The sequence below is a fragment of the Cytobacillus sp. genome, assembly GCF_032154635.1.
Lineage (GTDB): Bacteria > Bacillota > Bacilli > Bacillales > Cytobacillaceae > Cytobacillus.
In genome coordinates this window covers 58523-73704 of the sequence record NZ_JALDXW010000009.1, presented here as the reverse complement: position 1 = coordinate 73704, position 15182 = coordinate 58523, and the positions used below count along the sequence as shown (strand labels likewise).

Genomic DNA, 15182 nt, shown 5'->3' with positions numbered 1-15182 from the left:
TAATATACAAGAGGAGAGGGTGAGGCTAATTGATTAAAGTATTGTTTGTGGATGATCATGAAATGGTGAGAATTGGCGTTTCTTCTTATTTGTCTGCTCAACCGGATATAGAAGTCATAGGGGAAGCGGATAATGGGAAGACGGCTATTGAAATGGCTCTTGAATTACGTCCCGACATTATCCTTATGGATCTAGTAATGAAGGAAATGGATGGAATCGAGGCAACAAGAAATATTATTGAGCAGTGGCCAGAAGCAAAGATCATTATTGTCACAAGCTTTTTAGATGATGAAAAGGTCTATCCTGCCCTTGAAGCAGGAGCGACCAGCTACATGCTAAAAACATCGAAAGCTAGTGAAATAGCCGATGCGGTCCGTTCCACTTATCATGGCCAATCTGTACTTGAGCCAGAGGTAACAGGAAAAATGATGGTGAAAATGAGACAGAAAACACAGCAGCTCCCGCATGAAGAGCTGACAAGCCGGGAGATGGAAATCCTTTTGTTAATGACTGAAGGAAAGACTAATCAAGAGATAGCGGATGAGCTATTTATTGCGTTAAAAACAGTTAAAACACATGTTAGTAACATTCTTAGTAAACTACAAGTACAGGATCGCACCCAGGCAGTAATTTATGCATTTAAACATTCACTGGCTGAATAGGAAAAGTAAATAATTGAAGGGTGAAAGGGCTAAAATAAATTGTAGCTCTTTTTTATTTTGGACAAACTTAAAAAGTGCATTTTAATTCATGTTCAAACATAGCTAGAAGAGTGTCCACGGACGGTGCCTGGCACCGTCCGTGGACACTTTGGTGGGTCTTGTTCGTGTGGGATAGACAGTTATAATTAGGTGAAGAAATAGTTTGGATAAAAATACCATCACTTTTGCTAGGAACACGTCTTTGTAATTAGTTATTTTATAGTAGGAGAGCTGCTGATTTAACCAATTTTAATCTACCTGCTGAAAATATGAATAGATCGATAAAAATTATTAATTGCACTGATAATTGGAAATTTGTTGATTTTGAATGGCAGAAATATTAAAATATACGTAACTAATTTGAAATGGAGGTGGAGAAGGGATGAGTCAAGCTGTTTTTGCACGTGAAGAAATGAAACATTTATATCTTTGCCGTGCAATTTTTCATGATGCTGCTTTTAACGGGATACGTGTGCCCTTTTTTAGCAATAGCATAATGAAAACAAAACAGTGAGAACATCTCTTTACCCACTTATGTTGTACATGAGGGAGAATAAACTTCCTTTATGACAATCTTACTATAAGGAATGGGAGAAGGAGGGCTTCTTTATGCTCTCCTTTTCTATTCCTCTGGGCCATAGGATGATGCATTCCTATGGTCTTTTTTTGTTTCAATTAAATGAATAAACGGAGGAATAAATAATGATAGCATGCAGCGGACAAAAGCTTGGAAAAATGTACGGTGGAAATTCTGTATTTGAGGATCTTTCCTTTGAAATACATGAAAAGGATATAATTGGTTTAGTAGGCAGGAACGGCACCGGGAAAACAACGCTATTCAAGCTATTAGCAGGTATTGAAACGCCTGATTCAGGTCAGGTTCATTGGCGAAAAGGGTGTGAAATTGGGTTTTTACAACAAATACCCAGCTATCCTCAAGGGATGAAAGTGATAGACGTATTAAAAATGTCATTCTTACTTTTGGTGGAAATGGAAGAAGAAATGAAAAAGGTAGAGAAAGAGATGGCTAAGGAAAACAAACCTGAAAAATTGCGTAAGTTAGTCAATAAATATGGTGAGCTTCAAGAGCAGTTTACTCTCCAAAATGGATATGAAATGGATGCTTTTATCGACCGAATCAGCAATGGGCTAAATATCGCCGAGTTATTAAATAAGGATTTTAACATGTTAAGCGGCGGGGAGAAAACTAAAATTTGTCTTGGTCAAATGCTGCTTAAAAGTCCAAATCTTCTTTTGTTAGATGAGCCGACCAACCATCTTGATATAAAAGCTGTCGAATGGTTAGCTGGGTTTTTGAAAGAATATGATGGAACAGTAGTGATTATCTCACATGATCGGTATTTTTTAGACGAGACAGCTAATAAAATTCTTGATCTTGAGGATGGTGAATTAACGATTTACCATACCAATTATTCAGGATTTGTAAAGGAAAAAGAGGAAAGGCTTTTAAGAGAGTTCCAGCAGTATGAAGAACAGCAGAAAAAAATAAAAAAGATGAAAGAAACGATTAAACGGTTAAAAGAGTGGGCCAATCAGGCAAATCCGCCAAATGCAGGCCTTCATCGAAGAGCACGCAGCATGGAGAAGGCGCTTGAACGGATGGAGAAACTAAACCGCCCAATCATCAATCGTAAAAAGATGAATATGGATTTAGATTCGACCGATCGAAGCGGGAAAGATGTTGTCTATATGAAGGGAGTGTCCAAGTCCTTTGGCAGCCATCAGCTTTTTGAGGATGTGAATATGCATGTCCAGTTTCAAGATAGAACGGTCATTGTTGGCGATAATGGGACAGGTAAATCAACCTTGATAAAAATGATTCTTGATGAGATTAAAGCGGATAAAGGAGAGGTAAGGCGAGGAAGCAATGTGAAGGTGGGCTATCTTTCTCAGCATGTTTTTGCTGAAGCAAGGGATCAATCTGTCATCGAGACGTTCCGTGATGAGGTACCAGTGACTGAAGGGGAAGCTCGCCATATTCTTGCACGTTTCTTATTTTACGGATATGCAGTTTTTAGGAAAGTTTCGCAATTAAGCGGCGGGGAAAGAATGAGGCTGCGCTTAGCACAGCTTATGTATCAAGATATTAACTTTCTTATTTTGGATGAGCCAACGAATCATTTAGATATCGAATCAAGAGAAGTCTTAGAAGAAGCACTTGAGGATTATCAAGGAACAATATTGGCAGTTTCTCATGACCGGTACTTTATTAATAGGATTTTTCGGAAAATTTATTGGATCGATGATAAAAAAGTTCACTTTTTTGCAGGGGATTATAACTGGGCTAAGAATAAGCTAAATGAACAAAGGAAAGTTATTGTTCCAGAAAGTCCTATAAAAAAGGTGTTTGAAGAACCAGAAATAAAAGAAAGAAGCAATGAAAAGAAAGTGATTGAATTGGAGAGTTTAATAGAAGAACTAGAAGCAGACCTGTTGTTAGTAGAGGCAGAAATGGAATCTGAAGAGACTTTAGAAAATCTGCAAAATTTATTTAAGAAAAAAGAGGATTTGGAGAATAGAAGAGAAGCACTGTATCAACAATTGGAGGAATGGCTGTAAATATATTTTTTTGAAAAATCCCACATTGTTTATGTTAAAATTTTTGATAAGTGTATTTTAAAGAGAAGCAGGTGGGGGCAAGTGGAAAAGAATAAGATATTGTCTATATTAGAAAAAGAATTAGTTGTCGCATTAGGCTGTACGGAGCCAGTAGCAATTGCTCTTGCTGCAGCAACTGCGAAAGGGCAGATTAAGGGAACGATAGAAAAAATCTGTGTGAAGGCCAGCGGAAACATTATTAAGAATGCTAAATCTGTCGGAATTCCAGGAATGACAGGAAAGGGCTTAGATTTTGCGGCTGCACTTGGGGCAGTTGCTGGTGACGCCTCAAAAAAACTTGAAGTGTTAGATGGGCTTACAAAAGAAGATGAACTGCGTGCCATCAAGCTAATTGAAGCGGGAAAGGTCACTGCAGGACAAGCGGAAACGCCTAAAAGGCTTTATATTGAGGTTATTGTTGAAACAGAGGAGCAGATTTGTAAGGTGGTTATTTCTGATAACCATAGCAATATTACTTTAATTGAAGTAGATGGAAAAGCGGTCTTCCTTGGCGGTTGTGAAAATATTGGCATCCAAACGGATGAAGAAGAACTTGAAGAGCTTACAATAGATGAAATATATGATTGGGTTCTTCATACAGATATAGATGATTTAACACTTGTAAAAAAGAGTATTGAATTAAATCAGGCTATTGGGAAGGAAGGACTATCCGGTAATTATGGTTTAAATGTTGGAAAAACCATTCAGGATAATGTGAAAAAGGAGATCTTGTCAGATGATTTGGCGACAGCAGCCATGTCACTTGCTGCAGCAGGGTCTGATGCAAGAATGGCAGGTTCTACCCTTCCAGTCATGGCAAATACGGGAAGCGGGAATCAAGGAATTGCCGTAACATTGCCTGTTGTTGCAGCTGCTTTAAAGCTGCAAGTATCAGAGGAAAAAATGATTCGCGCAGTTGCACTTAGCCATTTAATCACGATACACATTAAATCAAAATTTGGACGTTTATCTGCTTTATGCGGCGTAACAGCTGCTGGAATGGGAGCAAGTGCAGCGATTGTTTATTTGCTTGATGGGGGAATTCAGCAAGTGAAGGCAGCTGTTCAAAATACAATCGGAAATGTCTCGGGAATGATTTGTGATGGGGCAAAGGCAGGCTGTGCGATGAAGGTTTCAACCTGTTCGAATGTAGCAGTCCAATCAGCATTGCTAGCATTGAACCATCAAGAAATCAGCTCCACAGATGGATTCATTCATGATGATGTCGAGAAAAGCATTGAAAGCTTTTGTAAGCTCGGAAATGAAGGAACAAGACAAACAGATGAGATGATTTTGAAATTGATGTTAGAGAAATAAATACAGGTTGGTGGCCGGCATACTTGTCGGCTATTTTCAATGATTGGGAGAATGCTCCGCTCTACTAATTTTTCCATTCTTAGTAGTTATCATTAAATGAGCCCAAGGATTGCTGGACTCACTTAATGATTCTAACCGCATGTTGACCAGGAAGAAAAAAATATAGCTGCCCATTTTATTCATTCTTAAATATTTAGACAATTTTTCCGGTAGCGTCAACCCATACGCCAGCGCCATTATTATTTAATGATTTAAGCCATAGCGGTTTACCTAAAGTAGAATCATAAATCATCATACCGATTGTCCCATAAAAAGGGCGCTCATTTGAAGTAAAGACTCCTCCTGTTATATCAAGCATGCTTGCTCTGCCTAAATTAATAAAATATGGGAGCTCAGACGCTGTATTCACGGAACGTTGAATGATGCTATTATAACTTAAAACATTATTCCCATTTAAAATATTTTTCGCATCCCCTTTGCCGAATGAATTACCTATATACATAAATGAAGAAATTTGAAGGTTGTCATAAGCATAAAAGTTAGGAGCTTGGATCTCGACTACTGAAACAGTTGAAGTATCTACCTTATCCCCAGCAATTATTTTATAGTCCCCATAGTTATTTGTAATAGATAAAGAAAAAATATATCGGAAAACAGGTGAAGCAATGGCTTTAGCAAAAACAAACCCTAAATTGCAACCTTCAAAATAGTTATTATCAATACGAACGGCTTGAGCATGTGAATTCCCCTGAGCACTAATTGCTCCATCAATGACAATCCCATATTTTTTGCATGCCTGAATAGCGGAATTTTGGACAGTTATTGAATTCCCCCAAAGTTCAAGTCCATTTTCTCCAAATCTAGAAATATTGCAATTTTGAATGTTGATTGCATTAATTTGATTTGAATAATTTGATTGTATAAGATGAATGGCCCCCTTCTTTCCAAACTCTAATTCACAATTAATGATGTTTATATTATTCACATTTCCAAGACTATCCGCATAGAAAAACCAATCGCCATGTCCTCTCATCCATACATTTTCAAAAGTCCAGACTGCAGAATTATCACCGAAAACAATTCCTTTTCCACTTGTTGCATCCGTTCCGTACGGTTTTGTACCGTTTCCAAATATCCCGATATCTCTCATTGTTCCTCGCTCAATATTGGGATTTATTTTAATAGCAGGATTTGTTGGGCTGTTATTTACTAAGAGTGTTGAATATTTTCCGCCACCGATTATGTTTAGCGGCTTAGTAATGACAATTCCTTTATGCTCGTATCGCCCAATTGGAAAGAAAAGAATGCCTCCCCAATTCGAATCATCTATTGCTTTCTGAATGGCTATCGTCCAATCACTTCCAGATACCAAATCACTGTAATTAATAATATTGATGATCCCTGGAATTGATTGGTCGTTATAAGCAAATAACGAAGGTGTGGAATTTCCTGATGGGGTGGAAGGAAGTTGAATCGTTTGCTTGCTGCTAGACTTACCACTAAATAAATTTCTAAAGTTAAACAATTGAATATCGCTCCTTTCTAGCTGAAATAATTATATTTAAGACCTTTCTATATTAAATGCAAAGATTTCTAAATAGCTTGGACATATATAGATACTTGAATGATTTAATAAGTGAAGTGGGTGCGAATAATCACCTGTTTTTTGAGATAAATCTTTTAAAAGTAAAACAAAAAAAATATTTAAACAACTTGTCTCATATCTTATATAGAATGAGTACCGGAAAGCGAAGCCGGTCACACGAGTCAGATGTATAAGGGGAGAAAGGATGAATACATTTTTTAAAGGAACATTGTTGCTGGCGGTTGCTGCTTTTGCTGGAGAATGCATTGAATTTTTAGTAAATATGGTTTTAGCTAGAGAATTAGGAGAAAACGGGCTGGGCATGTATATGTCCATTCTGCCGACAATTTTTCTAATCGTTCTTCTGGCAAGCTTTGAACTGCCCATTTCCATTTCTAAATTTATTGCCGAAAAAGATAAAAAGTATCACCGAAGTATGCTGAATCATGTAATTAAATTGACGGTGATATTCACAGCGGTTCTCATGCCGCTTGCGATGCTAGTCATGCCATTTTTAACTGTTTTCGACCAGTACCATCCGTATCTTAGATGGGTCGTCATTGCGTTTATTCCGATCGTTTCTTTCTCTTCGATTACGAGAGGATTTTTCATGGGGAAGAACCAGATGGGGAAAATCGCTACGTATAATTTCTTAAGGAAGCTCGTTCAGCTTTTGTTTCTTGTATTTCTTTACCAATTTTTCCAATTTGACACGAAGACTTCCGTGTTTATTGCCTTTTGTACGCTAATTGGCAGTGAAGTGGTTGTATTTTTATACTTGCTTCATATGTTTATTATTCAGTTCCAGCAAGTTAAAAAGGAGCCGTATGAAGAGATGAGCGGAAAAACGGTACGACGCAGTTTAATGGCTGTATCGATTCCGACGACTGCAATGAGAGTTTTTCATGCGCTGACACATGCGATTGAACCATTCTTAATAAAGGCTGCTCTTTTACAAGCAGGAGTTAGCGGAGTGGTCGCTACTGAACATTTTGGCATGCTTGCAGGGATCGCAATGACAGTTGGCTTCTTCCCGGCATTCATCGCGCATTCATTTTTAATTATGTTAATACCGACTGTCTCAAAAGCTTATGCAGATAAAGATAATCAAAAATTACAAAGCCTTCTCCAGCAAGTGTTTAAAGTAACGATTTTTTATGGAGTTCCAGCAGTGACTCTCTTTTATATCTTTGCCGAGCCGATCACGAGGATATTTTTCCATTCACCTGATGCAGCCATATATTTACAAATGCTTTGGCCATTTTTCCTCTTACACTATTTCATCATACCGATGCAAGCCTTTTTAATTGGGATTGGTCTGATGAAGGAAGCTCTTTATCACTTTGTCTGGTCGACTGTTGTTTCATTTTCCGTCATTTATCTCCTCGGATCGATGCATGCCTTTCAAATGGATGGGGTAATCATAGGAATGAATGCAGGGGCAGCTGTCTTGTATCTGATGCATTACTTGACCATTTGCAAAAAAATTGGTGTAACGATTTTGCTTGCTCCTTTAAAAAGATTCCATTAATAGAATAGAAGATTTTTTTAAAAAAAGTGTAGGGATCTTGTCAGTAAAAATCGTCTATTAATGTGAGCGATGAAACTTTTAAGGAGAAATACAAAATGAAAATCTGTAATCATAAACAATCAATGGAGCAATACTTTGAAACTTGTATTTTAGAACATGGCAAATCTTTGTTTAATTATATTTATTCACTAGTACGGCATAAGGAGCTAGCTGAGGATTTGTATCAGGAAGTATTAATTTCGGCATATTTAGCATTGCCTTCTTTTGAAGAAAGAGCGAAGGTGAAAAATTGGTTATTTAAGATAGCGGTGAATAAATGCCGGGATTACTGGCGGAAGGAGAAATCAGCCAACCGTTTTTGGGAGGAAAAGGTTTACTTGTATGCAGAAGATAAAAACGTGATTGAACAGCCAGAGGAATTAATTCTCCATAAATGCAGTCAGGAGGAGATGGTTGATACGCTCCAAGAACTTCCGAAAATGTACCGGGATCCTCTGCTATTATTCTATTATCACAACCAAACATTAATGGAGATTAGCGATTTGACAAGTTTGCCCATATCTACAGTGAAAACTCGAATGAGACGTGCGAAGGATCGATTGCGTCCGAAGGTAAAGGAACTAGTGGCGAATGGGTAAGTGCTGGAGCAGCCGAAGGGCTGCTCCGTTAGATTTCTATATGGATTGGTTGATCCCGTATTTTTTGGCTCTATACTCGCTGTCTTTTCTTCTGTTTTTCCGGATGTCTGCACGTTCTTTTGCAGAATCATACAAGCTTTTTTCTTCTTCTGTTTCTGGAATGACAGAAGGAACGGGTGTAGGCTTTCCGTTTTCATCGATCGCCACCATTGTCAGGAATGACATCGCACAAATATTTCTATCTCCAGACAATAAATCCTCAGCAATGACTTTCACGAATATCTCCATGGATGATCTGCCTGTATAGGTTACAAATGCCTCTAAACAAACGGAGTTTCCTTGATAAATGGGGTGCAGGAAATCAACCGAGTCGGTAGAAGCAGTTACTACATTTTTTCTTGCATGACGCATAGCAGAAATTCCAGCGACATCGTCAATATAAGCCATCAGCTTTCCGCCAAATAATGTACCGTAAGCATTTGTATCTGGCGGCAAAACAATGCTTGTTTTTACCACAAAGGATTCTTTGCATTTTTTAGATTCGTTCATCGTACTCCTCCTTGAATTGAAAAATGTATTTTATTTCTCGTCAATATAACATATCAGAGATTTAGAAGGAAATTTATGCTGGAAAATTTACAAAAACAAAAAGTTACTCATACTTTTGAAATATAGGAAGTTATGATCAAAATAGTTTTTAAGAGGATAATGAGACATAACCATTTTTTCTCTTTCATAGGGTAGATAAGAACAAGTCTGCATAAGGAGGAAAAAAATGAGGAGATTGATAAGAGCATGCTCAGCAGTTTTATTTAGTATTCTGCTGATTGCAGGAACCTTGCCTGTAAGCAGTCACGCCAAGGGTAAAAATGTAAAAGGTAAGGAGTACAGTCAAGTTGATGTAGGGAAGGATGGAATGGTTGCAACTGCACATTCATTAGCTTCTGAAATTGGTGCAGATGTTTTGCGAAAAGGTGGAAATGCGATTGATGCCGCAGTAGCGATTCAATTTGCACTAAATGTCGTAGAGCCGATGATGTCAGGTATCGGCGGGGGCGGATTTATGATGGTCTATGATGGAAAAACAAAGGAAACGACAATTATCAACAGCCGTGAACGTGCCCCTGCAGGAGCGACTCCTGATATGTTTTTAGATAAAAACGGCAAGCCTATTCCATTTGCTGAACGGGCAACTGGAGGGAAGGCAGTTGGTGTGCCTGGTACTTTAAAAGGACTGGAAACAGCTTTAGAAAAATGGGGAACACGTCCGCTGCAGCAGCTGATACAACCGGCAATTAAGCTTGCTGATAAAGGGTTTCCAATTGATTCGGTACTAGCTAATGCAATCGCCGATAATAAGGAGGTCCTTGCTCGAACAGCCGCTAAGGATGTTTTTCTGCCAAACGGAAAACCGTTGCTTGAAGGTGAATTATTGGTCCAAAAAGATCTGGCCAAAACCTTTAAACTTATTCGTTCGAAAGGTTCGGATGATTTTTATAATGGCTCCACAGCAAAGGCCATTGCAAAAACTGTGCAAGCCTTCGGCGGTTCGATGACGTCTGAGGATTTGAAAAAATATCATGTAACCATCGACAAGCCTGTTTGGGGGGACTATCAAGGCTACGAAATTGCCAGTATGCCTCCTCCAAGCTCTGGAGGGATATTCCTTCTGCAAATGCTGAAAATTTTAGATGATTTTAATCTTCAACAATATGATGTTAAGTCATGGGAAAAATATCATCTGCTTTCTGAGGCCATGCATCTAGCTTATGCTGACCGTGCAGCGTATGCAGGTGATCCTGAGTTTGTTCATGTCCCTATAAATGGACTTTTACACCCAGAATACATTAAAGCACGTCAAAAGCTGATCAGCTTAAATAAAGTGAACAATAAACCAGCAGCGGGTGATCCATGGAAATATGAATCAAAATTAGCCAATTACGATCAAACAAAGCAGCCTAATGATCGTAAATATGGGGAAACAACTCACTTCTCTGTTACCGATAGATGGGGGAATGTCGTTTCCTATACAACGACCATTGAGCAAGTATTCGGAACGGGAATAATGGTTCCGGGCTATGGGTTTATGCTAAATAACGAGTTAACTGATTTCGACGCAGTTCCTGGCGGCGCAAATGAAGTACAGCCGAATAAACGGCCATTGAGCAGTATGACTCCTACTATTGTCTTTAAGGAGGAAAAACCGGTATTAACGGTTGGTTCACCAGGAGGAGCAACCATTATTACCTCTGTTCTTCAAACCATTATCCATGCGATTGAATATGACATGGAGCTGAAAGCAGCAGTTGAGGAACCAAGAATTTATACGAACAACTTGGATTCTTATCGATATGAAGAAGGGATATCAAAAGAGGTCATTAATAGGCTAAATCAAATGGGACATAAATTTGGCAAAACGCCTGTCACCATCGGCAATGTTCAAAGTATATTAATAGATCATCAGAATGGTATGTTTAAAGGTGTGGCAGACTCAAGCAGGAACGGAGCAGCCATTGGGGTCGATTTAAAAGGGAATAAGAAATAAAAAAATGAGTGAATATTCATTCAAATGGAGGAATCGATGCCCTCGTCGTTGAATTTTAAATAGAGAAACAAATAAAAGCATTAGGGGGAAAGCGAATGTCAGTTAGTACGGAACTTAAGGATTTAGCAGAAAAAATGAATGAGAATCCCGTGCATATTGAGGGTGAAAAAGATCGTGTATTTCAGGTGAATTTAGAAGAGGCCGGTACACTTCAAATTGTACTTAAGGACGGACGGATCGAAATTGCAGAAGGGACTCCATATGAACCAGAAGTAAAACTGATCCTGTCTGATAAGAACTTTTCAAAGCTGTTAAAGGATGAGTTAAATACAACAATGGCATTTATGACGGGCGGCTTGAAGGTAGAGGGGAAAATTGGACTTGCGTTGAAGCTTCAGGAGATTGTTAAGAGGTACCAATAATAAAATAGCAAAAGCCCCGGTCCATTTGACTGGGCCTTTTGCTATTTTTAAAGAAACAAAACCATATGGTCTTCATCATAATAGGTATCATCAATTCTCATCGCTCTTGTATCTTTACCAAACACCTTAAAGCCAAAGGAGGAATAAAGGTTCTTCGCCGGTTCATTTGTTGATTCGACAGCCAAGTAGATTTGTTCAATCCCATCAAGCTCTTTTGCTTTCTCAAGTGCAGCTGCAATTAATGCCTTCCCAACGCCATTTCTCCGGCATTCTTCTGAAACGTACATCGCTACAATCAGAGCACGATGCTTTAATTTTAGTTTTGTTTCTTTTAACAAGGTCACAGAACCGATAAGTTTTTCTCCCTCAAAAGCGCCAAAAGTAAAGGAATCTTCTGATTGGAATCTTTCTCCATAAAAGGCTGCTGATCGGTCCTTTTCCTCTTCGTAACTTGACGCAAAGGCAGAAGGGTGTTTATGCAAAGCCATTAACCTCAATGTTCGATATGCGTTAGAATCATTTGTTGATAAAAGTCTTATGTTCATTTGCGTTCCACTCCTTGCTAATTATTCTTCAATTCTATCATTTTTAAACCATTTTTAAACAAAGCCAATCAAAATTTTAACCTTCAAATTTTATGATTATATTAAAATTTCGATTGGGGTTGAGAATTTGATTATCCGAGATGGGAAAAAGCGAATGAAAAGGCTAGTTTTACTTTCACTTATGTCTTTAACAAGCTTTACTGGTGTGGCAGGATTAAATGTGGCATCGGCAGCAGAAGGAGAAGGAGAAGGAAGACAGCAATCATCGTATGTAGTTAATAATGAATCAGTACGTACTTCTACGGAAGCACTCCAGGATTGGAGAAAGTGGACAACAGATCATGCATACAGCCTTTCTGGCATACAGCCTGAAACAGCAGTGAATGGAAAGATTCCTGCAGAGCGATTCAAAGATTTAGACATGCTAAAGCCTTTACTACATGACAAACGCATTGTTTTCTTGGGAGAAAGCTCACATGGTGTGGCAGAGTTTAACTTGGCAAAGACAAGATTGATTCAATTTTTGCATGAAGAAATGGGATATAATGTCCTAGCCTTTGAAAGTGGAATAAGTAATTCGATGAATGTTCAAGGCAAAATCAGCCGTTTATCTGCCGAGCAGGCGATGAAGGGCTCCATTTTTGGTGTTTGGTGGGCACAAGAGACACTGCCGCTTTTTGATTACATAAAAACAACCCAGAACACGGATAAGCCGCTGCTATTAGCAGGATTTGATATTCAGCAGCAGGGACAATTTATCGATACAAGCTGGCTTAAGGATGAAAAATTGGCAAAACAGTTAGCTGATGCGGAAAAACAGCTTATGAATTGGGGAGGAAGCAAGGATTTAAAGGGATATCAGAAAGCAAAATTGGGTCTGATTCAAACGTATGAACAAGTACTATCACAGGTGAAACAAAAGGAAGAAGCGTTAAAAACAGCATATCCTGATGAACCTCAAATCCTAAAACTGATGGAACGGGCTTTAAAGGAACGGGTAAGAGTTGCAAAAGAATATGTGGAAATTAACATAAAATCTAATATTGAGATGGTAAACTATGATCCTACATCATTTCTGAAATCCATGGAGTGGCGTGATCAAGCCATGTTAGCCAATTTAATATGGCTGGCAACTGAAGTCTATCCGAACGAAAAATTTATTGTTTGGGGACATAATGATCATATTCGCAAGTCACATTCAGAAGTACAGGGATCGCCGTATCCAGTCAAGCTGATGGGAGAGCTTTTACCTGATGAGTTTAAAAAATATAGCTATGTGTTAGGATTGTACATGGCAAGTGGAGAAACGGCAGATAATATGCGCAATCCAATGAGTGTTCTCCCTGTAAAAAGCGGGTCAATTGAAGATATATTAGGAAGCAAGCTAAGTCCCAATACTTTTATTGATATGAGGTATCGCCAAAATGAGCGGGGGAGCTCTTGGATGTTTGAACCGCGTTTTGCATATAGCTGGGGGATTATCGAGGAAAGTTTTGTTCCTAGAGACCAATATGATGGACTTCTTTTAATTAATAAAGTAAAAGCGCCAACGTATATTAAATAAGTATAGAAGAATGGAAAAGCTCCTTGCGTTAAGGGGCTTTTTCTTAATGCAAAATGAACTCTTGCTGATAACTGCTTTTAAAGCTCTTCTTTACGGGTATGATATATACATTAGCCTCTAATTCTTATATATGGAGGAGAAAGAATGAAAAAACGGCGGGTTGAATTTTTTATTGCAATCATTTTAGCTTTTTCTCTTTGGCTGATTGTATTATCCAATGTAAGCCTGGCAGCAAAGGCATGGATTTCGTTCCTATATATGGCAGCGATTATGGTAAGTATTTACTCATTGATGCTGGAAAACCGTTCCCCGCAACATACACTCCTATGGATATATGTTCTTGTTTTTTTTCCTGTACTAGGATACTTGTTCTACCTGTTTTCAGGACAATTGTATTTAAAAGGTTATCTGTTTCGAAGCAAGAGGAAGAAGGATAGAGAGGAATGGAAAAGGCTCCTTCAACAGGATGAGTCTCCAGATTTATCTTTTCTACAAGATGGGCAGCATTCATTTGCAAAATTTGCAAACCATCGATCACCAACTCCAATAAGCACTGCCTCTCGATCGCATGTCTTAAAGAATGGAGAGGAGACTTTCTCTGAGATAAAAGAAAAGCTAAAAGAAGCTGAGCAATATATTCATATTGAGTACTATATTTTTCGAACGGATCGGCTAGGAAGAGAAATTATTAGCATCCTTATAGAAAAGGCAATGCAAGGTGTCGAAGTGTTATTTATTTTCGATGCAGCTGGCAGCCGTAAGATTGCAGTTGAAGATATTCAGTCGATGGAGCAGGCGGGTATTAAGGTACAAATATTTTCCCCATTGAAATACGGATTCTTTAACCAAAAATTAAACTTTCGCAACCATAGGAAAATTATTATTGTCGATGGGAAGATTGGCTTTGTTGGCGGATTGAATGTAGGAATTGAGTATCTTGGAGAGAACAATAAGATCGGATTTTGGCGTGACACACATATGAAGTTAACTGGTGAAGCTGTGTATTCGCTTCACACTGTTTTTTTGCTTGATTGGGAATATGTCAGTGGAGACAGCGTCTTAAAAAAGTATTCTAAAACGGAATCAATAATGGATGATTCTATTCTTGATGGAGCTGTACAAGTTGTGGCTAGCGGCCCTGATACTCAGCAAGGCCTCATGTGTGACTTTTACTTTGCGATGATTGCTAGTGCCGAAAAGTCTATATGGATTGCCACCCCCTATTTTATCCCGGATGAGCCCATCCGAACAGCTTTAAGAATAGCAGCTGCCAAAGGAGTAGAAGTAAGAATCATGGTGCCTGAAGTAAATGATGGCTTTTTGACTCAATATGCGAGCCGATCCTATTTTCCGGAACTGCTCCGAACAGGTGCAGAGATCTATTCCTATAAAAAGGGATTTCTTCATCAAAAGATTATTATTATTGATGGGAATTTAGCGTCACTTGGGACAGCGAATATGGACATGCGCAGCTTTCATTTGAATTTTGAAGTAAACGTCTTCTTATATGGGACAAGCTCCATTCGCGATCTTGTTGCTCATTACGAACAAGATATAGAGGATAGTGAAAAGATTAGTCCTGTTCAATATTATAAAAGAGGATTTGCAGAAAGATCCAAGGAATCCTTTGCCCGACTTTTCTCGGGTGTACTTTAAACAGCTCCATTAAAAGATGGAGCTGTTTTTATTAGTAAAAAAAGGAATTAACCTGTATA

General features: G+C 38.5%; 13 protein-coding genes. 10 read left to right on the top strand and 3 right to left on the bottom strand.

Annotated features, from left to right (window positions below; genetic code table 11):
• Positions 1–29: 29 nt before the first annotated feature.
• From RUH74_RS08645 to RUH74_RS08630, 4 genes are all read left to right on the top strand, one after another.
• On the top strand, positions 30–662 hold the full coding sequence (locus RUH74_RS08645; RefSeq protein WP_313799890.1) for a response regulator transcription factor: 633 nt from the start codon (positions 30–32) through the stop codon (positions 660–662).
• Positions 663–1083: 421 nt separating this feature from the next.
• Positions 1084–1215 carry an RAxF-45 family protein gene (locus RUH74_RS08640; protein WP_313799889.1) on the top strand — a complete coding sequence of 44 codons (132 nt, stop codon included), beginning with the start codon at positions 1084–1086 and terminating at the stop codon, positions 1213–1215.
• 188 nt (positions 1216–1403) lie between these two features.
• Complete coding sequence (gene abc-f / locus RUH74_RS08635) at positions 1404–3281, top strand: ribosomal protection-like ABC-F family protein (RefSeq protein ID WP_313799888.1); 1878 nt, start codon at positions 1404–1406, stop codon at positions 3279–3281.
• Between the two features lie 81 nt (positions 3282–3362).
• Positions 3363–4637 carry an L-cysteine desulfidase family protein gene (locus RUH74_RS08630; protein ID WP_313799887.1) on the top strand — a complete coding sequence of 425 codons (1275 nt, stop codon included), beginning with the start codon at positions 3363–3365 and terminating at the stop codon, positions 4635–4637.
• Positions 4638–4830: 193 nt separating this feature from the next.
• Here the strand turns inward: RUH74_RS08630 and RUH74_RS08625 are convergent, their stop codons facing one another.
• Positions 4831–6162, bottom strand: a complete 1332-nt coding sequence (locus RUH74_RS08625) for a hypothetical protein (protein WP_313799886.1) — start codon at positions 6160–6162, stop codon at positions 4831–4833.
• Between the two features lie 265 nt (positions 6163–6427).
• Between RUH74_RS08625 and RUH74_RS08620 the strand changes: the two genes are divergently transcribed.
• Both RUH74_RS08620 and RUH74_RS08615 read left to right on the top strand, forming a co-directional pair.
• On the top strand, positions 6428–7753 hold the full coding sequence (locus tag RUH74_RS08620; RefSeq protein WP_313799885.1) for a polysaccharide biosynthesis protein: 1326 nt from the start codon (positions 6428–6430) through the stop codon (positions 7751–7753).
• A 95-nt stretch (positions 7754–7848) separates the two neighbouring features.
• Positions 7849–8391 (top strand): RNA polymerase sigma factor, encoded by a 543-nt coding sequence (locus tag RUH74_RS08615; protein WP_313799883.1) that lies wholly within the window; start codon positions 7849–7851, stop codon positions 8389–8391.
• 36 nt (positions 8392–8427) lie between these two features.
• On the opposite strand, the gene RUH74_RS08610 is transcribed toward RUH74_RS08615, so the two are convergent.
• Entirely contained in the window at positions 8428–8940 is a 513-nt protein-coding gene (locus tag RUH74_RS08610) for an acyl-CoA thioesterase (protein WP_313799882.1), read from the bottom strand.
• 226 nt (positions 8941–9166) lie between these two features.
• Here RUH74_RS08610 and ggt point away from each other — a divergent pair, with 226 nt between their 5' ends.
• Both ggt and RUH74_RS08600 read left to right on the top strand, forming a co-directional pair.
• Complete coding sequence (gene ggt / locus RUH74_RS08605; RefSeq protein WP_313799880.1) at positions 9167–10936, top strand: gamma-glutamyltransferase; 1770 nt, start codon at positions 9167–9169, stop codon at positions 10934–10936.
• 95 nt (positions 10937–11031) lie between these two features.
• Positions 11032–11358, top strand: coding sequence for an SCP2 sterol-binding domain-containing protein (locus RUH74_RS08600; protein ID WP_313799879.1), 327 nt, complete (start codon positions 11032–11034; stop codon positions 11356–11358).
• Between the two features lie 47 nt (positions 11359–11405).
• Here RUH74_RS08600 and RUH74_RS08595 read toward each other — a convergent pair whose 3' ends face one another.
• Positions 11406–11903, bottom strand: a complete 498-nt coding sequence (locus RUH74_RS08595; protein WP_313799878.1) for a GNAT family N-acetyltransferase — start codon at positions 11901–11903, stop codon at positions 11406–11408.
• Between the two features lie 154 nt (positions 11904–12057).
• Between RUH74_RS08595 and RUH74_RS08590 the strand changes: the two genes are divergently transcribed.
• Together RUH74_RS08590 and cls are read left to right on the top strand one after the other, a co-directional pair.
• Complete coding sequence (locus RUH74_RS08590) at positions 12058–13467, top strand: erythromycin esterase family protein (RefSeq protein WP_313799953.1); 1410 nt, start codon at positions 12058–12060, stop codon at positions 13465–13467.
• A gap of 144 nt (positions 13468–13611) precedes the next feature.
• Positions 13612–15123 carry a cardiolipin synthase gene (gene cls / locus RUH74_RS08585; RefSeq protein WP_313799877.1) on the top strand — a complete coding sequence of 504 codons (1512 nt, stop codon included), beginning with the start codon at positions 13612–13614 and terminating at the stop codon, positions 15121–15123.
• Positions 15124–15182: the final 59 nt, after the last annotated feature.